Annotated in this window: 19 protein-coding genes and 1 tRNA gene; 12 read left to right on the forward strand and 8 right to left on the reverse strand. The window is 70.2% G+C overall.

Translation table 11 applies throughout. The annotated features are described in order from the left end of the window. Positions 1 to 962: 962 nt before the first annotated feature. From ACYU8I_RS01435 to ACYU8I_RS01450, 4 genes are all read left to right on the forward strand, one after another. Positions 963 to 1,187, forward strand: a complete 225-nt coding sequence (locus ACYU8I_RS01435; RefSeq protein WP_460836568.1) for a helix-turn-helix domain-containing protein — start codon at positions 963 to 965, stop codon at positions 1,185 to 1,187. Next, complete coding sequence (locus tag ACYU8I_RS01440) at positions 1,180 to 2,424, forward strand: tyrosine-type recombinase/integrase (RefSeq protein WP_460836569.1); 1,245 nt, start codon at positions 1,180 to 1,182, stop codon at positions 2,422 to 2,424. Before ACYU8I_RS01435 ends, ACYU8I_RS01440 begins: the two co-directional genes overlap by 8 nt. Positions 2,425 to 2,616: 192 nt before the next feature. Continuing rightward, on the forward strand, positions 2,617 to 3,234 hold the full coding sequence (locus ACYU8I_RS01445; protein WP_460836570.1) for a DUF433 domain-containing protein: 618 nt from the start codon (positions 2,617 to 2,619) through the stop codon (positions 3,232 to 3,234). 5 nt (positions 3,235 to 3,239) lie between these two features. Next, positions 3,240 to 3,584 carry a DUF5615 family PIN-like protein gene (locus ACYU8I_RS01450; protein ID WP_460836571.1) on the forward strand — a complete coding sequence of 115 codons (345 nt, stop codon included), beginning with the start codon at positions 3,240 to 3,242 and terminating at the stop codon, positions 3,582 to 3,584. Positions 3,585 to 3,608: 24 nt separating this feature from the next. Here the strand turns inward: ACYU8I_RS01450 and mobF are convergent, their stop codons facing one another. The 6 genes from mobF to ACYU8I_RS01480 form a co-directional block, all read right to left on the reverse strand. After that, positions 3,609 to 6,494, reverse strand: a complete 2,886-nt coding sequence (mobF, locus tag ACYU8I_RS01455; protein ID WP_460836572.1) for a MobF family relaxase — start codon at positions 6,492 to 6,494, stop codon at positions 3,609 to 3,611. A gap of 193 nt (positions 6,495 to 6,687) precedes the next feature. Next, the gene (locus tag ACYU8I_RS01460; RefSeq protein WP_460836573.1) at positions 6,688 to 7,260 is read right to left on the reverse strand and encodes a hypothetical protein; all 573 of its coding nucleotides are present in this window, start codon (positions 7,258 to 7,260) and stop codon (positions 6,688 to 6,690) included. Positions 7,261 to 7,385: 125 nt separating this feature from the next. Beyond that, positions 7,386 to 8,135 (reverse strand): DUF4396 domain-containing protein, encoded by a 750-nt coding sequence (locus ACYU8I_RS01465; protein WP_460836575.1) that lies wholly within the window; start codon positions 8,133 to 8,135, stop codon positions 7,386 to 7,388. A 159-nt stretch (positions 8,136 to 8,294) separates the two neighbouring features. Continuing rightward, complete coding sequence (locus ACYU8I_RS01470) at positions 8,295 to 8,738, reverse strand: DUF305 domain-containing protein (RefSeq protein WP_460836576.1); 444 nt, start codon at positions 8,736 to 8,738, stop codon at positions 8,295 to 8,297. Positions 8,739 to 9,013: 275 nt separating this feature from the next. Then, the gene (locus tag ACYU8I_RS01475) at positions 9,014 to 9,499 is read right to left on the reverse strand and encodes a DUF6153 family protein (RefSeq protein WP_460836577.1); all 486 of its coding nucleotides are present in this window, start codon (positions 9,497 to 9,499) and stop codon (positions 9,014 to 9,016) included. A gap of 82 nt (positions 9,500 to 9,581) precedes the next feature. Beyond that, positions 9,582 to 12,053 (reverse strand): heavy metal translocating P-type ATPase, encoded by a 2,472-nt coding sequence (locus ACYU8I_RS01480; RefSeq protein WP_460836578.1) that lies wholly within the window; start codon positions 12,051 to 12,053, stop codon positions 9,582 to 9,584. Between the two features lie 303 nt (positions 12,054 to 12,356). Between ACYU8I_RS01480 and ACYU8I_RS01485 the strand changes: the two genes are divergently transcribed. From ACYU8I_RS01485 to ACYU8I_RS01515, 7 genes are all read left to right on the forward strand, one after another. Next, positions 12,357 to 12,446, forward strand: a tRNA-Arg gene (locus tag ACYU8I_RS01485). 132 nt (positions 12,447 to 12,578) lie between these two features. Beyond that, positions 12,579 to 13,163: a DJ-1/PfpI family protein gene (locus ACYU8I_RS01490; RefSeq protein WP_460836580.1), complete on the forward strand. Its 585-nt coding sequence runs from the start codon at positions 12,579 to 12,581 to the stop codon at positions 13,161 to 13,163. A gap of 304 nt (positions 13,164 to 13,467) precedes the next feature. Beyond that, positions 13,468 to 13,896 (forward strand): hypothetical protein, encoded by a 429-nt coding sequence (locus tag ACYU8I_RS01495; protein ID WP_460836582.1) that lies wholly within the window; start codon positions 13,468 to 13,470, stop codon positions 13,894 to 13,896. A 105-nt stretch (positions 13,897 to 14,001) separates the two neighbouring features. Then, positions 14,002 to 14,964, forward strand: a complete 963-nt coding sequence (locus ACYU8I_RS01500; protein ID WP_460836583.1) for a dioxygenase family protein — start codon at positions 14,002 to 14,004, stop codon at positions 14,962 to 14,964. Positions 14,965 to 14,993: 29 nt separating this feature from the next. Beyond that, on the forward strand, positions 14,994 to 15,203 hold the full coding sequence (locus tag ACYU8I_RS01505) for a twin-arginine translocase TatA/TatE family subunit (RefSeq protein ID WP_460836584.1): 210 nt from the start codon (positions 14,994 to 14,996) through the stop codon (positions 15,201 to 15,203). Beyond that, complete coding sequence (gene tatC / locus ACYU8I_RS01510) at positions 15,200 to 15,982, forward strand: twin-arginine translocase subunit TatC (RefSeq protein WP_460836585.1); 783 nt, start codon at positions 15,200 to 15,202, stop codon at positions 15,980 to 15,982. The genes ACYU8I_RS01505 and tatC overlap by 4 nt, the downstream gene beginning before the upstream one ends. Then, a complete protein-coding gene (locus ACYU8I_RS01515) occupies positions 15,970 to 16,422 on the forward strand; it encodes a hypothetical protein (RefSeq protein ID WP_460836587.1) in 453 nt (150 codons plus the stop codon). Before tatC ends, ACYU8I_RS01515 begins: the two co-directional genes overlap by 13 nt. Here ACYU8I_RS01515 and ACYU8I_RS01520 read toward each other — a convergent pair. Continuing rightward, the gene (locus ACYU8I_RS01520; RefSeq protein WP_460836588.1) at positions 16,344 to 17,189 is read right to left on the reverse strand and encodes an LLM class F420-dependent oxidoreductase; all 846 of its coding nucleotides are present in this window, start codon (positions 17,187 to 17,189) and stop codon (positions 16,344 to 16,346) included. The genes ACYU8I_RS01515 and ACYU8I_RS01520 overlap by 79 nt on opposite strands. Positions 17,190 to 17,241: 52 nt before the next feature. Between ACYU8I_RS01520 and ACYU8I_RS01525 the strand changes: the two genes are divergently transcribed. Beyond that, entirely contained in the window at positions 17,242 to 17,877 is a 636-nt protein-coding gene (locus ACYU8I_RS01525; RefSeq protein ID WP_460836589.1) for a DUF4230 domain-containing protein, read from the forward strand. A gap of 29 nt (positions 17,878 to 17,906) precedes the next feature. Here ACYU8I_RS01525 and ACYU8I_RS01530 read toward each other — a convergent pair whose 3' ends face one another. Continuing rightward, positions 17,907 to 18,488: a DUF6308 family protein gene (locus ACYU8I_RS01530; protein WP_460836590.1), complete on the reverse strand. Its 582-nt coding sequence runs from the start codon at positions 18,486 to 18,488 to the stop codon at positions 17,907 to 17,909. Positions 18,489 to 18,559 lie beyond the last annotated feature (71 nt).

An 18,559-nucleotide genomic window follows, 5' to 3' on the forward strand; every position in this document is an offset into this window, starting at 1 on the left:
CGGGAAAACTGCACGCTGCACGCCGGCAGGTTGGCGGGAGTCCGCCAATCGGGCGCAGCGTCGCGAACGCCTCGCGGTGACCGCAAGTCGGGGCCGAGGAAGATCACCGGCAAAACCCTGCCACCACAAGCCCGTGGTCCTCGCCGTCGAACACCTGCCGCAGCGCCAGGCCTACCAGCCGGTCGCCGCCGTACACGGCCTCACCCGCGTCGATGACGACCACGTGACCTGGCACCTCGCCCCGCATGTCAGCAGGAGCATCGCCAGTCCAGCACCCGTAGTACTCGACCAGCCGTAGCGCCTCGGCCATGACCGGGTTCCCAGGTGTCGCCGCAGCTGGCTGCTCCGGCTCCCGCCGCTCCAACGTCGGGTCAGCGCTCGTAGCCATGACCCCCGCAGCAACCGCCGCACCAACCACTGCGGCGCCCACGAGCCCAAAGTGCAAAGCGCGCAGAGTCGCCCGTGATCGATCTCGTCCGCTCACGATGCGCTCGACACGACAGCGAGGTGACGGTCGGTCGCCATTGAGCGAAGCGGCAGGTCGTCTCGAGAGTCGCTTAGCGCTCGGCGGGGACCAAGCTCGACGACGTCGGCAGGCGTGACATGCAACTCGAGCGCTGCCGAGGCCGGCGCGATGGCGCCGCCGGCCGCAGCGGCAGGCTCCAGATCAGAAGGTTTGGGGTTCGAATCCCTACAGGCGCGCAGAACGGTTTCACCGCATGACCAGCGCAAACGCGGAATACAGGGTCGCTTCCCATAGGGGGAGTGGCCCTTTCCCGTCTCAACAACCGGCTCAGAAACTCTGGACGGGGCTCCTGACGCCTCGGGGCGGGTGTCGTCGCAAGTCCCCCCGGCGTCCTCCCGCTGCCCGGCCACAGGCGAGCTGCGGCGCCCGTTGTCGTCCTCCGCGTGCCGGCTCGCCAGGTGATCGTGACGCGACCACCCCCGTCCCTTGGTGCCACATGGAGACCAACACCCACGCGAGCACTCCGACCACGCCGGCAGGCGACACCCTGCTTCTCACCTTGGACGAGGCGGCCCGCGAGCTGCGCTGCGCTCGTCGCAGCCTCGAGCGGCAGATTGCCCGGCGGCACCTCGCCGTCGTGCACGTCGGACGGTCGGTACGGGTGGAGCGACGCGAGCTGGTCCGCTTCATCGGCCAGATGCGAGGACCCCACGATGGGTAGGCCGCGCAAGCCAGTCGACCAGACCAGCGCGACGATCTACCGCGGCGCCGACGGGCAGTGGCACGCCCGCGTGACGATGAACCGTCGGCCCGACGGCACTGCGGAGCGCAAGCACGTGCAGCGCCGGACCCGAGCCGAGCTGCGCGGCATCGTGCGCGACCTCGAGCGTCGCCGTGACGACGGCACCTACGTCTGGGCCCGCGACGACCTGACCCTCGGCGAGTGGTTGCAGCTCTGGTTAGAGACGGTGCTGCCGATGACGGCCCGGTGGAAGACCCTGTCGACGTACCGCAGCCAGATGCGCACCCACGTCATCCCGGTGCTGGGCGGCCTGCGCCTGAGCGAGCTGCGCCCGGAAACGTTCGAGGAGCACTATCGGCGGCTGCAGGCCGAGGGCTGCTCCCCCCACCTCGTGCATGCGGTGCATCGCGTGCTGCGCTCGTCCCTGAACGAGGCCACGCGCCGCGGCCGGCTCGCAACAAATCCCCTCGCCGTCGCCCGGCCGCCGCGCGTCGTTGACGTCGAGGTCGACCCCCTCTCGGTCGAGGAGAGCCGCCGAATGCTCGCCACAGCCCAGCACACGCTGCACCCCGCCCGCTGGTCGATGGCGCTCTCGCTGGGCCTGCGACAGGGAGAGGCGCTGGGCCTGCTGTGGGAGGACGTCGACCTCGACGACGGCGTGCTGCGCATCAGGCGCTCGGCGCAGCGCCACACCTGGAGCCACGGGTGCGAACGGGTCGCTGGCGTCCCAGCCTGTGGCCGCCGGCGTGGCGGTGACTGTGATCGTCGCACCGGGGGTGGGCTGGTCCTGGTCGAGCCGAAGACAAGAGCCTCGAAGCGGACCATCGTGCTGCCCCAGCCTCTGGTGGCTGAGCTGCGCGCCCACCGGGCCGCGGTGCACCGCCGTCGTCTCGAGGCAGGGGAGGCGTGGGACGGAGCACACGACCTGGTGTTCCCTGCGGCCGGCGGGGGTCTTCTCGACCCAGCGCGCGACCGGGAGGAATGGAACAGGCTCATCGCAGCGGCGGGGGTCCACCACGTGCGGCTCCACGACGCCCGGCACACCGCGGCCACGCTGCTGCTCCTGCAGGGCGTCGACATCCGCACCGTCATGTCGATCATGGGCTGGACCGAAATGGCGACGGCCCAGCGCTACACCCATGCCGTCGACGAACTGCGGCGCCGGGCAGCCCGTCAGATGGGGTCGTTGCTGTGGGACGGCCTCGAGGCGACCTGACTCGCCCCACGAACGGCTTCGAGGCCGGTCCCCGGCTCAAGCGAACGTCCCGGACCAGCGAGCCGCCATCAATCAGGCGCTGACCTGCGACTTCGGCACCTGTCGTTGCTGACCAATAAACTGCGTTATCGGTCAGCGGTGACTTAGTCTGCTTCGACCCACCCGTCCCACCCGCCCCACGAGGTGACCGCCATGGCGTCTGACGAGCGGCTCGTCATGCTCACCCGCCCTCGGCTCGCTCAGATCGGGGGCATCTCGGAACGACGCCTGGACTACTGGGAGAAGACAGGCCTGATGGTCTCGACCGTCGACGACCGCCTGTCCGGCTCGCGTCGGATCCGGTTGTACGACTTCTCCGACGCCATGACCGCGATGGTGCTCGCGTCGCTGCGTCAGAACGTCAGCCTGCAGCACGTGCGGCAGATCGTCGCGCACCTGCGCAGCCTCGACTACCAGGTGACAGAGGTGCGGTTCGCGCTCGCTGGGAACCGCGTGCACTTCCAGCTTCCGGACGGCACGTGGAGCGACGTCTCCGACCCGGGGCAGATCGAGATGAGCGAGGTTTTGGACCTCCGACCGCTGCGGGCCGCGGTGCTCGGCGCGGGTGCACGCGCTGACGACAAGCGCGGTCAGATCGAACGACGGCGCGGTGTGCACGGCTCGAAGCCGGTCATCGCAGGCACGCGTGTGCCGGTCAAGACGGTCCAGGCTTACCTGGAGCGGGGCCGTAGCGCGGCGCAGATCATCCAGTCGTATCCCTCACTCACACCCGAGGACGTCGAGGCGGTTCGAGCCCTGGCCTCAGCGTGAGGTTCGTGCTCGACCAGGACGTCGACGCGGCGCTCGTCGCAGTCCTAGTCGCGGCGGGCCACGAGGCCTGGACGGTGGCCGCCGCCGGAATCCCGGACGCAGCAGACGATGACGTGTCGGTATATGCCGCGCAGAAGGACGCGGTCGTCATCACGCATGACGTCGAGTTCTCTGCTCGGCGTCGCAGAAACCCGCACGGCCGCCATGTTCAGCTGGGGTGTCCCGAGCCCGATGCCGTCGACCTCGTCAGCGCCTGTGTCGACGAGCTCGTTAGCGCCATCGAGCCGTTCGCCGACGTCTTCGTCTATGTCAGCAAAGCGGGCATCAGCTGGCACCTCAAGTGGACATGAGGCTGTCGTCGTACTCTGCTCGGCTCACCGACGTCGCGACGCCGAGGTGTCACGTCCCGCCGCCCACGCGGCGACCAGGTGTCCGGGCGGACGCGGTGTCCCAGGGACCAGCCCGACGTCTGGCTGGTGCCTGACCTCCGCACCGTACTGCTCGATGTCCGCTGCCGCCCTAGATGTCGCGTGCGCTGGGCCGAGGTCGGCACGCTCGCGGCTCGCTGCGGCCAGCCACTGGCGGCGGGCGTCGTCGATGCTGCCTGCGACCAGGTGAGCGGTGTTGCGGTCCCGTCCGCGGGTCATGGCGACGTAGACCGCGGCGGCACCGGTGGTCTCGCCGAGAAGGAGGTGGCAGGAGCCGACGGTGTCGCCTTGGACGCCGTGGACGGTGGTGGCGTAGGCGAGCTCGAGGTGGTCGGCAACGTACTTGGCGGGCAGCTTCCGGGGGCCTTTGGCGTCGTTGGTGACGACGACTGCACCTGTCTTGCCGCCACTGCTGGCACCGTCAGTTGGAATGAGGCTGGTGATGGTCCACTGGTCGCGGTTGGCGACGCCGAGGCTGCTGTCGTTGTGTCGGGTCGCGACCTGGTCGCCGACGCGGAGAAGTGATCCGCCACGTCCAGCAACAGTTGCAGCCATGCCGGGCGTGCCCGTCTGATTGTCGTTGCGGAGGTCGGCGACGTGGTGGTTCAGGGCGTTGACCTGGGCGCGGGTGTCGGCGATGAGGGTCTCGCCGGCGGCCCCGAGACCGGCGAGCACTGCGAGCCGTTCGACGTCGGTGGGGTGGATGACGATGTGTCCGGCGGCGTGGAGCTGGTCGAACACCTTCTCGGGGTTCTCACCGGTGCGCATGGCTAGGGTGAGGTGGGCGTAAGCGGGGTCGGTGAACCGGTGCACGACGTCGCTGGTGACGTGGTCGGCAGGGTGCGCGCACCTGATGGCGTGGTCGAGCACGCCGCCGCGGCCGACGGCAGGCAGCTGGTGGCGGTCGCCTAGGAGCGCGACCCGGGCCCCCGCTTCCTCGACAATGCCGAGGAGCGCGAGGGCGGTGTCTTGGTCGAGCATTCCGGCCTCGTCGACGACCAGCAGGTCCCCCGGCCACAGTCGCGCACGCGGATCGACCTCGTCAGGTGGGACCGGGACGTGGTGGCGGCTGCCGGTCTCGGTCCATCGGTGTCCATGGGCATGGATGAGCCAGGCGGCGGAGAACGCCGTCACCCCGACTTGTTGCCGAGCCACCTGCGCTGCCTTGAGCGTGGGGGTCACCACCATCATGCGCTGTCCCCCACCAGTACCCCCGCTCCCACTCGCACCGGTCGAGCCGCCGTCCTTCGCCTGGGCGGTACGCGGACCGTCGACGTGTTCGAGGCAGTGCTTCAGCGCAGCCAGGGTGGTGGTTTTGCCTGCTCCCGCGGCACCCTCGACGATCATCAGCCGGCTGGTCCCGGCAAGCACGTGGACCGCGTGCTGCTGACCGGGGTCCAGCCCAGCCGTGTCGGCGTCTGCGTGCTGTCCCCCCGGCCGCCCTGAAGCGCGTCCCCCCACCCCCTCAGCACCGCGGCTGGCGTCGCTCCCCGGCGCGATGCAGCGGGCGAGGGCGGTGAGCCGGTCGACCAACTGGCCCTCGACAGCGAGCACGTAGGGGGAGGTCAGGGCGCGGACGTGGCGGGGGACGTCGCCACGGTGCAGCAGGGCGACACTTGCAGCCACGGCCCGTGCGGTCACGTCCTCGGCCAGCTCGCGGCGGACGGCGGGGCCCGCGACGACATCAACCGCAGCAAGGACCCGCTCGACCTCTCCGCGCAGGTCGGCACCGTTCCACGCCGACCGCTTCGCTCCCAGCCGCTGCACGGCCATGTCAGCAACCGCGTCCCGGTCAATCGCCGCCGCCCGCAGAGATTTCAGCTCGCTGGCTCGCACCGGCGAGATGAAGCCCTGTTCGGTCAGCTCGTCGCGCCACCGCTGGGCCAGCGTCTCCCCGTCGAGGGGGACGACCTTGTCGGGGCGGGCCTCTGCCCACGCCCGCCGATCCCACGCCCGCCGCAAGTGCGCGCCAGGCTCGCTGCCAGGGTGGTCGCGGCGCCAGGCGGCCTCGTAGCGGTCGATGTTGCCCGCGACCTGTGCTGCTCGAGCACTGAACGCGCGGGCATGTGGGGCGAGCTCGATGACCTCCCCGCTGGTGTGGTCGAGGTGGTAGCCGTGGTCGGCCAAGACCTGACGAAACTGCGGATCGCATTGCACCGCGGCCTGGCCGATGCCATTGATGGCCTCGATGCTGTCGACCACCCCTACCGAGTGCAGTCCCCGCCACCGGCCCATCGCGTGCACCCGGGCGTTGACCTGCAGGTGCAGGTGGCGGTGCGGGTCACCCGCCCTCGATGTGTAGTGCCGCACCGTGACCGCCTCCAGCGCGTCTACCGGCACCTGCACCTGCCGGCCCCGCGACCCGACACGGGTGGTGGCGTGCTCCACCAGCCACCCGATGATCTCGCTCGCGGCCCGGTCCTGCGCCTCGTCATAGGCGGCTGCCACTGCCGGGTGAAGCGCCGCGACCAGCGACCACGTCTTCGGACCGTTGACCACCACCTCCACGAACCGCAACGCCTGCTGATCGGTCCGCAACCGACCCCTCGCCTCCCCCGTGACCGGGTCGAATCCACCAACCCACTCCTCATAGGCATCCCCGTCGAGACCGCCGCCGCTTCGTACCGCTACCGATGGCAGGGCTGGCCCCGATCCGTCGTTTGGGTCTGAAACCGCTGGCTGCGAACGCTCCGCAACGAATCGCTGCGCGATGCCACTGCCTTCCGTCAGGTAGTAGTCATCGGCCCGGGACCGGTCGGCCTCGACATAGGTCCGCGCCGCTCCCGGGGCACCCCGGAAGAACTTGACGCCGCCGTGCACCCAGGCCACCACCTCGTGACCCCGAACGCGACGTGGAGGGGTCGCGTACCTAGGGCTGCGAGACGTCGCCGGCGATCACGGGGGACACATCACGGGCCGCCGTAGCATGCGTGCCGCTCTTCTGGTGTCGCTGTTCTGGTGTGTGGTGGTGAGCGGTTTCGGTGGCCGTGGTTGTGCGGTGAGGCTGTTCTCGGTGGGGGCCGATTCAGGGCGCCTTGGTCGGATCGGGGACGCGGATCTCGATCTGTTGCTCTGGGGCGAGAATGAGGTCTGCGGGGTCTTCGGTGACGCGTTGGCCGTCGACGGTGACCTCGAGGGCTCCGCTGCCCGACCGGATGCCGCCGAGGCTAGTCCGGGTGAGCTCGACGTCCCACTGGGTGAAGAGCTGGCCGAGAGTGAATTGCTGATCGAGGCTGGCTGCCTCGATGTGGATCGTCCCGTCGCCTTCGTGGGTGTGCAGGGCGGACATCGCTCCGGTGGCCGGGTCCACGCCGATGTTCGGCGCCACCGGGACCTCGGTGTCGCCGACGAAGAGACGCAGCTGCGGGTGAAAGTGGAGCGCGGTGCCCATGGGACCAAGGTTGAGCCCGGCCGCTCTCACGTGTTCGAGGACGTCGGTGGGGGCCGGCCAATAGCCGTTGTCTTCCGCGAGGGACGGCGGGTACGACGCTTCGTTCTCGAGGGCTGCATCGATGTCGTCCGCCTTGTCGCCCGCACCACAGGCCGTGACTGGGACCGCGAGGAGGACGAGAGCGGCGACTCGGCTGCGGGTGGTCATGTGCATGACGTGGGACCTGCCGTTCTTCGATGAGGGGTGCCGAGTCGCTGCTGTCGCCGCGCGCCTGGGCAGCGAGCTAGGCCGAACGCGAGCGGTGCTGATGGTGCTCAGCGGCGGTGGAGGTGTCACACCGCGACGGCAGGCGAGTTGCGGCGACGGAGCCAGGCGACGGCCGGGTAGGCGGTGAGGAGTCCGAGCAGGATGCCGAGCTGCATGAGGAACCAGAACGAGCCTTCCGTCGCTGGCGGCATGAACGCGTTGAAGTGCAGGAGCAGCATCCATCCGCCCATCCCGATGTCGAAGGCCAGGACGGTGAGAGCCGCGGCCAGGGCCGCTGGCACCGCAGCCTTGGGTCGGACTCGAGACGTCGGTGCTGGGGCTGCGGCGTTGCCGGTCAGCGACTTCTCGTAGGCGAAGAGCAACGCAATGGCGAGGGCCCCGATGACGAGGATCATCACCCACAGGTCGATCCCGGCGATGGTGAGGCCGGAGGCGATGACGAGCGGCACGCCGATGAGGTGGGCGATCGCCGAGGCACCGCCGCCGGGAAGCCCGCCGAGGGCGGTCGAGACGGTCGTGGCGCGGGCCTGCCCACCCGCGCTTTCGCGGACATGGCCGGTGTCGGCGGAACCCACGAGGTTGCTCGAGCGGGTGCTGGTCGCGCTCGGAGCTCGGTGGCGCCGGTAGAGGACCACGGCGGCGGGGCCGAGGTACAGCGCGGAGGTGATCCACACGAGCGTGGTGGCGGGGTGCATGGTGCCGCGCGGGAGTCGGGTGACGGCGTAAGCCAGGTAGGCGGCGCTCGCCAACGAGGCGGCGATGTAGATCCAAGCGACCGGGGTGAGCCAGTCGGGCACGCGGGAGGTCATGTCCATGGGCAGTCCTTCGGTGGTTTCGAGCGAGCGGATGAGGTGGGTTTGAGACGGGGTGATGAGTGGTGGGTGGGCCCGTCCAGGCCCGGCGCGGGAGCAGGGACGGGCCCACCACCAGGAGGTCCCGCGGCCGTGGCCGCGGGCCTCAAGGCCCGGAAGGGGTCAGGAGAGCAGGTTCTGCATGGTGCCGATCTCGCTGGTCTGCGAGGTCGCGATGGTCTTGGCGAGGTCGACGGCGGGCTGGTACTCGCCGTCGGCGACCTCGGTCTCGGCCATGTCGACGGCTCCCTCGTGGTGCTCGATCATCATCGAGAGCCACATGTCCTCGAAGTCGGCGTCGGAGGCGTCCTCGAGCGCGGTCATGTCCTCGTCGCTCATCATCCCGGGCATGTCCATCGAGCCCATGTCGTGGCCGCCGGAGGTGTCGGGGACCTCCTGGTTCCAGGCGGTGAGCCACTTGGTGAAGGTGTTGATCTCGGGCTCCTGGGCGGCCTTGATCTGCTCGGCGAGGTCCTGGACCTCCGGCGACAGGTCGCGACCCTCGGTCATGTCGACCATCTCGATGGCCTGGGCGTGGTGCTGCAGCATCTCTCTGGCGAACTGCACGTCTGCCTCGTTGTGATCAGCGGCCGCGTCGACCGAGGAGCTGCTATCGCTGCTGGAGTCGTCGCTGCCGCAGGCCGCGACCGTCAGAGTCAGGGAGACAGCGAGCGCGGCCCCGGCCAGGGCGCGCCCCGGGCGGCTACGAATGGTCCGGGCAGGTCGGGTGAACAGGTTGGTGCGCATGAGGTGGGTCCTTCGTGTCAGGTGCTGGTGAGCGGGGTCAGGGCGTGCCAGACACGCGTCCACCACAGGGTGGTGTCGCGTGCTGGTGCGCCTGATCAGCACCTGATGACGGAGAACTGCCAGACCGATGGCGGTCCGGTGCCCAGCCGCAGCGAGCGGATGGGGGCGATGCGGGTGAGGGTGAGCCTGGGGAGGGTGACGTAGCCGAGGCCGCGAGCGAGGGCGGGCCACAGCAGCGACAGCGCGACCGCGAGGACGGCCAGGCATATCATCAGCATCGCGCCGGAGTTGTGCCCCCCGTGGCCGCTCATGCCACCGTCATGGCCGCCGCCCGCTGTTGCGGCTCGCGGAGCCTTGTCCGCAGCTTCAGCGCTGGCATCAGCGAGCGCAGCGGTATCGGGTGCGTGGCTGGCGGTGTGGGTCCCGTGATCAGCAGCTTGGTTCGCGTCGGGGGCGGCGTTGGCGCCATGCATGCTCAGCGCGTGCATGCCGAGCAGGCCCAGGAGGAGTCCGAGCACCACGACGGCGAGGCGGGCACGGTTGCCGCGTCCTCGACGGTCGGTGGTGGTCATGATCGTCATGGTTTCCAGTGTGCGGGTGGCTCAAGCAGCCCAAGGCTCGACGTCCCGGGTCGAACGTGTCACACGCCCCCGCGGCTGGGGGTCAGGTAAGGCGTTGAGTTCGCAGCCGCAGCGCGTTCGTGATGACGCTGAATGACGACAGCGCCATCGCGGCCGCGGCGAGCATCGGGGACAGCAGGGTGCCGGTGAGCGGGTAGAGCACTCCAGCTGCGATCGGGATGCCGGCGGCGTTGTACACGAACGCGAAGACGAGGTTCTGGCGGATGTTCCGCATCGTCTTCTCCGACAAGCGGCGGGCGTTGACGATGCCGTTGAGGTCACCGTGCAGCAGGGTCACGGCGGCGGACTCCATCGCGACGTCGGTGCCGCTCGACATCGCGAGGCCGACATCGGCGGCAGCCAGGGCGGGGGCGTCATTGACGCCGTCCCCAGCCATCGCCACGACCTTGCCCTCGCCCTTGAGCCGGTTCACGACGTCGGCCTTCTGATCGGGCATGACCTCGGCCTCGACCCGCTCGATCCCGAGCCGCTGCGCGACCGCGTGAGCCGTGACCTGGTTGTCCCCGGTCAGCATGACCACCTCGATCCCGTCGCCGCGGAGCGCGGCCATGGCCTCGGAAGTGGTGTCCTTGACCGGGTCGGCGATCGCCATCGCCCCGGCCACCGTGTCGTCGACGGCGACGAACACGACCGTCGCGCCCCCACCGCGCAGCTCATCGGCCGTCTCGGTCAACGCCGCCGGGTCGAGGTCGCGGCTGGTCATGAACCCTGCCGACCCGACCGCGATGATCCGGCCCTCGACGGTTCCGACGACACCCTTGCCGGCCGGGGCGTCGAAGTCGGTCACCTCAGGCACCGTCAGACCCCGGTCAGAGGCAGCGGTCAGGACGGCCTGGGCGAGCGGGTGCTCCGAGGCGCGTTCCACCCCGGCGGCCAGCCGCAACACGTCGCTCTCCGACAGATTGCTGGTGCTGCCGTCGGGTGCGGTGACGATGCGGGTGACCGAGGGACGGCCCTGGGTCAGCGTGCCGGTCTTGTCGAGCACGATGATGTCGACCTTCTCCATGCGCTCGAGCGCTTCGGCGTTCTTGATGAGCACACCGTTGCTCGCGCCACGTCCGACGCCGACCATGATCGACACCGGAGTCGCCAGCCCGAGTGCGCAGGGGCAGGCGATGATCAGCACCGAGACCGCCACCACGAGCGCGTGCGCCAAGGCCGGGTCAGGCCCAACGAGCAGCCACGTCACGAACGCGACCACAGCAACCGCGATGACCACGGGCACGAACACCGCCGAGACCCGGTCGACCGTGCGCTGGATCGGTGCACGGGAGCGTTGGGCCTCGGCGACCATCGTGACGATCCGCGACAGCATGGTGTCGCGACCGACGTTGTCGGCGACCATGACGAGGCTGCCGGTCTGGTTCAGCGTGCCCCCGATGACCCGGTCACCCCCGGCCTTGGTGACGGGCATGGACTCGCCGGTCACCAGCGACTCGTCGAGCGAGGAACGCCCGTCCTCGACGGTGCCGTCGACCGGCACCTTCTCGCCGGGCCGCACCCGCAACCGGTCCCCGACCACGATGGCGTCGAGGTCCACTTCTTCATCCGAGCCGTCGGCGGTGACGCGTCGGGCGGTCTTCGGGGTCAGGTTCAGCAGCGCCTTGATGGCACCTGAGGTCTGCTCACGGGCCCGGAGCTCGAGGACCTGGCCGAGCAGCACGAGCACCGTGATGACGGCAGCGGCCTCGAAATAGACGGCCACCGACCCGATCCCCGACGACGCCATCCCCTCCATGCCGGACATGCCGCTGTTGGAACCGGAACCGGAGTCGCTACGGAGCTGGGGCGGGAAGATCCCCGGTGCGAACGTCGCGACCGTGGAATAGGTCCAGGCAGTGCCGGTGCCCATCGCGATCAGCGTGAACATGTTCAGGTTGCGGGTCCGGATCGACGCCCAGCCGCGCACGAAGAACGGCCAACCGGCCCACCACACCACCGGCGTCGCGAGCGCGAACTGCACCAGCACCGACGTCGACGCCGGGACCGCGTCGTGGATGACGTCGAACAGGTGCGAGCCCATCTCCAGCACGAACACCGGCAGCGCCAGCACCAGCCCGACCCAGAATCGGCGCGTCATGTCGCGCAGCTCCTCAGACGGGCCGGTGTCCGCCGTGACCGTCACCGGCTCCAACGCCATCCCGCAGAGAGGGCACGGTCCCGGACCCATCTGACGAATCTCCGGGTGCATCGGGCACGTGTACTCGACATCCGCCGACCCACCGGTCCCTGAACCAATGTCTGCGCTCAGGCTCCCGTGCCCGTGCCGCTCGTGTTCGCGGGCCCCGGGAGCCATGTGCTCGTACGAGTCAGGGTTGGCGACGTACTTGCTGCGGCAGTGCGCCGAGCAGAAGTACCGGGTCTCGCCGTCCCGGGTAACGGAGTGCTCGGTTGTCGCCGGGTCCACCTGCATCCCGCAGACGAGGTCCGTCGCTTGCTCCCCGGATTGGGGGGCGAAACGGTTAGGGACATGTTTCTGAGGGGACCAACTCATACTCCGACCATACCCCCTAGGGGTATCAATGAACCCAGTAACTTCTCCTGAAGGCGCTGCCCCGCCAGCTCGCCGGGGAGCGACGACGCCTAGCTGGGCGCTGGCGCCACAGGTGTTCGGATTCGTCGGGACGCTTCGAGTCGCGAACCGGGTCGCGACTGCGCGAGCCCGGCTCAATTCCGGCTCAACAACTCGCCCGAGTGCTCTCGGGGTGCCTGTGCTCGACTACCCGCGACTCTGCCTGACTGCAACCCCGCCAGCCCCCTGAGCTGCTACTTTGTAGAGGCTGAACGTCGACTGCAGGCGCGCCGAGTCGGCTTTGGACAGGTCTCGAACCGTCTGAGTAGGACTACGGATCAGAAGGTTTGGGGTTCGAATCCCTACAGGCGCGCAGCAGCCCCCGTCGGTCCGCCGGCGGGGGCTTCGTCGTGCTCCCCCGCGGGCCTGCGGCGCGGCGGGATCTCGATGGCCGCTGGCAGCGCCGGCACTGGTGCTCTCGCCGCACGCCGGCCGAGACTGGCGGTCGTGACGCTGCGATGCGGGCTGCTGGTCTTCGACCGGGCCGACCTGATGGACCTCGTCGGGCCGTACGAGGTGCTGCTGACCGCCAACCGCTTGCTCGAGCGCCGCGGACGACCCGCGGCCTTCGAGGTGCTGGTGGTCGGCGAGGGCCCCTCCGACGGGTACGGCGGGCTGACCGTCGTACCCACGCACACGGTCGAGCAGGTGGTGGCCGAGGGTGGCGTCGGGCTGCTGCTCGTGCCGGGCGCCATCGACGTCGACGCGGCCACGCCCGACGCCGTCGCCGCTCTGGCCCCGGCGGCCGACGTCCTCGTCTCCGTCTGCACCGGGGCCTTCTTCCTGCAGCGACTGGGGCTCGTCGGCGACCGGCCGGTGACCACGCACTGGGAGGACGTCGCAGCGCTGCGGGCGACCGGTGCCGAGGTGCGCAGCGACGTCCGGTGGGTCGACGCGGGAGCACTGGTCACCTCCGGCGGCATCCGCTCGGGCATCGACATGGCGCTGCACCTGGTCGAGCGGTACGTCGACCGCGAGCTCGCCGAGGCCACCGCCACGCAGATCGACCACGTCTGGTCGGAGACCCGGTAGCGACTCGGCCCGGCGGACCGCTCGATGTCAGGTCCGGGTCGCCGCTGGCGTCTCCGGACGACCGGATCCTGACAGCGACCGCACGGTCGGGTGATGGGCGCACGCGATAGGAAGGTGAGGCATGCCGTCCATGCGATCACCCTGCAGGCTCTCGCCGCTCGCCATCGGGTGAGCGCGATCGACGGACGTCCGTCGATCGACCGGGGCACCTCGACGATCCTGGTCCCGGCCGAGGGATCGCCGTGGCACTGACGCTGCCGTGCCTGCGCGGAATACGACGGACGCGCTGCCACTTAGGGCCCTCATGAACCTCAGCCACGCACCCCTCCGTCTCGCCACCGGCGCCTTCGTCCTCAACAGCGGCCTGGGCAAGCGCTCGCTGCCGGTCGAGGCGGCCGCCGGGATGCAGGACATGGCGGCCAACGGGCTGCCCTTCGTCAAGCAGGTCAGCCCCGCGACCTTCGGCAAGGCGCTGAGCACCGGCGAGATCGCCCTGGGTGCGGCGCTCATCGCGCCGGTCGTGCCGTCGACGGTGGCCGGCGCGGCGCTGACGGCGTTCGGTGGCGGGCTGATCCAGATGTACCTCAACACCCCCGGCCTGACCGAGGACGACGGCGTGCGCCCCACCCAGGACGGCATCGGCATCGCCAAGGACATCTGGCTCGTCGGCGCCGGCCTCACGCTCGTCGCCTCGGGCCTCGCCGCGCGACGCGCGGCGCGCAAGGTCGCCTGACGCGCCAGCGCTCACAGGAACCCCACAACCGACGCACAACGTCGCGCCAGCGGCGCCGCGCATCGTGGCTGTCACAACGACGGACCAGCCCGAGGAGCGCGACCCATGCCCGACGTACCCGAGCCCGACCTGACCCCGCGGGGACCCGCCTACGAGGGGCGGCTGCTGCCGCGGCCCGACGACGAGGTGGTCGACCAGGGCGTCGGCTTCGACGTCGCCACCCTCGTCACCCGCCGCAGCGTGCTCGGCGTCGTCGGCCTCGGGGTCGGCACGCTGGCCCTGGCCGCCTGCGGCGCGGGCTCCGGCTCGAGCAGCGGCTCCGCGGCCGCGGCGACGAGCAGCACCACCTCCGACGGCGAGATCCCGGAGGAGACCAACGGCCCCTACCCGGCCGACGGCACCGCCGACCTCAACGTCCTCGAGGACTCCGGCATCGTGCGCAGCGACATCACCTCCAGCCTCGATGGCGGTACGACCGTCGACGGCGTGCCGCTCAGCCTCACCTTCACGGTGGTCGACATGGCCAACGACGACGCGCCGTACGCCGGTGCGGCCGTCTACGCCTGGCAGTGCGACGCGCAGGGGCGCTACTCGATGTACAGCGAGGGCGTGGAGGACGAGACGTTCCTCCGTGGCGTGCAGGTCGCCGACAGCAACGGCGAGCTGACCTTCGCCACGATCGTGCCCGGCTGCTACGACGGACGCTGGCCGCACATCCACTTCGAGGTCTACCCCGACGCCGACTCCGCGACCGACGTGGCCAACTGCATCGCGACCTCGCAGGTCGCGATCCCCGAGGAGATCCTCGGCGACGTCTACGCCCTCGACGCCTACAGCGGCTCCGCCGACAACCTCGCCCGCGTCGGCAGCATCGACGACGACGGCATCTTCGGCGACGGCTACGACCTGCAGCTGCCGACCCTCAGGGGCGACGCCGAGTCGGGCTTCGTCGGCTCGCTGACCGTCGACGTCGACACCACCACCGAGCCCGGCAACGCCCAGATGGGCGGCGGTGGCGGCGGCATGGGCGGCGACCCGCCCTCCGGCCCGCCCCCCTCCGACCGCTGACCACCCCACCCCCACCCCTGGAGACACCCATGTTGCAGAACCTGTCCGGCTGGCACGCGCTGGTCATCCTCACCATCGTCCTGCTCGTCTTCGGCTCCGCGAAGCTGCCGGCCCTCGCCAAGGGCGTCGGCCAGTCGATGCGGATCCTCAAGGACGAGGTCCACACCGACGACCGCACGCGCAGCGACGCCGCCGCCGACCACGCGGCCGCGCCGAGCGGCGTACGCCAGGTCTCGTGAGCACCGCCGCCGTCGCCCGGGGCACGATGCCCGTCGCCTCGCACGTCCGCGAGGCGCGCCGGCGGGGGCTCCGTGCGGCGGCGGCCCTGCTGGTCGCGATCGCGGTCGGGTTCGCCCTCTCCGAGCAGGTCGTCGACGTGCTCCGCTCCCCGATCGAGCAGCTCGCCGCCGACCGGGTCGCGAGCCTCAACTACGACACCGTCACCGGTGCCTTCGACCTCCGGCTCAAGATCGCGATCTACGCCGGCATCGTGCTGTCGAGCCCGGTGTGGCTGCTCGAGCTGTTCGCCTTCGTCACCCCGGGCCTGAGCGGGCGCGAACGCCGCTGGACCTACGGCTTCCTGGCGAGCGCCGTGCCGCTCTTCGCGCTCGGCTGCGCCTTCGGGCTGTGGATCTTCCCCCACGTGGTGGAGGTGCTGACCGGCTTCGCGTCGTCGGAGGACAGCACGATCCTCGACGCGACGTACTACGTCGACTTCGTGCTCAAGCTCGTCGTCGCCGTGGGCGTCGCCTTCGTGCTGCCCGTCTTCGTGGTGCTGCTCAACCTGATGGGCGTGCTCAGCGCCGCCACCCTGCGGCGCAGCTGGCGCCTGGTGGTCGTAGCCATCACGCTCTTCAGCGCGCTGGTCACCCCGGCGGCCGACGTGCTGTCGATGTTCCTGGTCGCCGCACCCATGTCGGCCCTGTTCGGCGCCGCCCTCGGCATCGCCCACGTCCACGACCGCCGCGCGGTCGCCGCCTCACGTCGCGACAAGGAGCTCGCACCGTGTTCGGACTGACCTTCGAGAAGCTCTTCGTGGTGGCAATCGTCGCCGGCCTCGTCATCGGCCCGACTCGGCTGCCGGCGTACGCCCAGCGGCTCGCCGACACCGTCGGCTCGTTCCGCGCGTTCATGGACGCCAGCAGGGCGCGGGCCGCCGCCGACCTGGGCGAGTGGACCGAGCTCGATCCACGCCGCTACGACCCGCGGCGGCTCGTGCGGGAGGCGCTTGACGCACCCGCGGCGTACCCGCCGTCGGTGTACGCCGAGGCGGCACGGGTCCGGCCCGGTCAGCGCTACCTCGTCACCGGCTCGGCCGCCCACCCGCAGCGGGTGCTGCTCGATTCGCTGCCGCCGGACGACCCCCGCCGGCTCGCTGCTCAGCCCCTCGAGAACCCGAGCGCCCCGGCCAGCTCGCTCAGCGTGCCGACCACGTCGCTGCCCACCGGCACGACCTGAACGCAGACGTGGTCGGCGCCGGCGTCGAGGTGGGCCCGTACGCCGTCGGCGAGCCTTTGCGCGTCGCCGTGCACGACGATCTCGTCGACGAGCCGGTCGCTGCCGGGCAGCGCGACGTCGTCGTCGGTGAACCCACCGCGCTTCATGGTGCGGGTGTAGTTGTCGAGCTGCAGGTAGCGGCCGAGGAACTGCCGCGCCTTCTCGCGCGCCGCGTCGGCGTCGGTGTCGAGCACGACCGTCTGCTCGGCGGCGATCACGGCGTCCTGACCGAGGTCGGTGCGCATCTCGGCAGTCTGCGACGGGATCGTCAGGTAGGGGTGGGTGCCCATCGACCGCTCGGCCGACGTCGCGAGCATCTTGGGTCCGAGCGCCGAGAGGATGCGCACGTCGACGGGCACGCCCTCGGCGTCGAGCACGTCGAGGTAGTCCCACATCGCCTGCAGCGGCTTGACCCGCTCCGGCGTCGCCTCGCGGTGGCCTGAGCCGATGCCGAGCAGCAGGCGGCCGGGGAAGCGCGCCTCGATCCGGTGGTACGCCTCCGCCAGCTCGACCGCGTCGGCCGACCAGATGTTGGTGATGCCGGTGGCGACGACGAGGGCGTTGGTGGCTTCGAGCAGGCGCTCGGCCGCCTCGAGGTCGGCCGGTGGTGACCCGCCGAGCCAGAGCGCTCCGTAGCCGAGGTCCTCGATCTGCTTCGCCATGCCGGGGTCGACGTCGCCCACCCCGCGCCACACACCCACCGTGCCGAGTCGCTGCTGCCAGGCCATGTCACAGGCGTACCCGCGCATGAGCCTCCCTCGCGCGGGACACGTAGCGCCCATGCGCAAGGTGATCGGTGGCGTCCTCGCCCTCGCGGTGGCCGCGATGCTCGTGGTCGTCGCGGTCGTGGCGCTGCGCGTGACCGGCGTCGGGCTCCCGTTCGGCAGCGACGAGGTCGACCGCAGCCAGCCGGCGCTGCTGACCGCCGTACGGGACGTGAGTCGGTACGACGCCGCCACCGGCACCTTCCAGGTCGTCGTCGACCTCGAGGACGACACCCGCTTCGTGCCCGACTTCATCTCCGGACGCCGCTCGCTCTTCGTCGCCTCCGGCACCGTCGACGCGTACATCGACCTGTCGTCGCTCGGCGACGGCGACCTGTCGGTCTCCGAGGACGGCCGCTCGGTATCGATCGACCTGCCGCCCGCCGAGCTCGACCAGCCCAACCTCGACCAGTCGGCCACGCGCCTGTTCTCCCAGGACCGCGGCCTGCTCGACCGCGTCGGCGACGCCCTCTCCGCCTCCGACCAGCAGGAGCTCTACCTCTCCGCCGAGGAGCGACTCGCCTCCGCGGCGCAGGAGTCGGACCTCCGCGAGCGGGCGGAGTCGAACACGCAGAAGTTTCTCGAGGGCATGCTTGGTGCACTGGAGTACGACGACGTCACCGTCACGTTCGACGCACCGCGGAGCGAGTAGCTCAGCATCGGACCGTCGACCTACGGCAGCTAGTAACCCTTTCCGATCATCCAGGTCACGACGTCAAAGACTCTGATGGCCGAGACTGCCGGGCTGACGCGGGCACTCGATCGGAGCTCGAGGAGCCGGTCGTGCAAGCCTGCGTCGCGCTGCAGCTCTGCCCGCAGCGGCTCCCACAGTGACTTCGTGCCGAGGACGTCTGCGATCACCGTGTCGTAGATCGGCCTCAACCTCGGCCGCTTCCGTGCGAAGAGCTTTGACGCCGTCGTGGGCCCAATGTCGGGAAGCTGTGTGAGCCTCATCCAGAGACGAGACCCAGCCCAGTCCTCTGCCCACGCCACTTTCTCGTTGACGAGATCGCGATCGGGCCCGAGCTCCTCGAGGAGCGCAGAGAATTCGGCGGACGAGGTGTCGAGCAGCTCGAACGCGGCTTTCGCGGGAACCTCGACTGAGAGGAAGGTGACGGCAACCAGATCGTCCGCTGTGATGAGGTTTGCGGAAGTGGCGCGGGTCCGTGAGCTGTCCCACGTGTCGAACCGCGCTCCCGTGAAGGCCCTCCCCGCGTGGTCGCCCAGTCCGAAGTACGGGACTGCTGAAGGTCTGGTTGTCACTTGGGGTGTGTGGTTTCAGGCCGCGTCAGCGGCCGTGTAGATGGTCTCAAACTCGATCGGGGTGAGCTTGC

It is taken from the genome of Nocardioides marmoraquaticus (genome assembly GCF_054777915.1).

Coding starts and splice junctions, on each gene's coding strand:
- ACYU8I_RS01435 (WP_460836568.1), top strand. CDS start 963: ATGGAGACCAACACCCACGCGAGCACTCCGACCACGCCGGCAGGCGAC.
- ACYU8I_RS01440 (WP_460836569.1), top strand. CDS start 1,180: ATGGGTAGGCCGCGCAAGCCAGTCGACCAGACCAGCGCGACGATCTAC.
- ACYU8I_RS01445 (WP_460836570.1), top strand. CDS start 2,617: ATGGCGTCTGACGAGCGGCTCGTCATGCTCACCCGCCCTCGGCTCGCT.
- ACYU8I_RS01460 (WP_460836573.1), bottom strand. CDS start 7,260: ATGACCACCCGCAGCCGAGTCGCCGCTCTCGTCCTCCTCGCGGTCCCA.
- ACYU8I_RS01465 (WP_460836575.1), bottom strand. CDS start 8,135: ATGGACATGACCTCCCGCGTGCCCGACTGGCTCACCCCGGTCGCTTGG.
- ACYU8I_RS01475 (WP_460836577.1), bottom strand. CDS start 9,499: ATGACGATCATGACCACCACCGACCGTCGAGGACGCGGCAACCGTGCC.
- ACYU8I_RS01480 (WP_460836578.1), bottom strand. CDS start 12,053: ATGAGTTGGTCCCCTCAGAAACATGTCCCTAACCGTTTCGCCCCCCAA.
- ACYU8I_RS01495 (WP_460836582.1), top strand. CDS start 13,468: ATGAACCTCAGCCACGCACCCCTCCGTCTCGCCACCGGCGCCTTCGTC.
- ACYU8I_RS01500 (WP_460836583.1), top strand. CDS start 14,002: ATGCCCGACGTACCCGAGCCCGACCTGACCCCGCGGGGACCCGCCTAC.
- ACYU8I_RS01505 (WP_460836584.1), top strand. CDS start 14,994: ATGTTGCAGAACCTGTCCGGCTGGCACGCGCTGGTCATCCTCACCATC.
- ACYU8I_RS01520 (WP_460836588.1), bottom strand. CDS start 17,189: ATGGCCTGGCAGCAGCGACTCGGCACGGTGGGTGTGTGGCGCGGGGTG.
- ACYU8I_RS01525 (WP_460836589.1), top strand. CDS start 17,242: ATGCGCAAGGTGATCGGTGGCGTCCTCGCCCTCGCGGTGGCCGCGATG.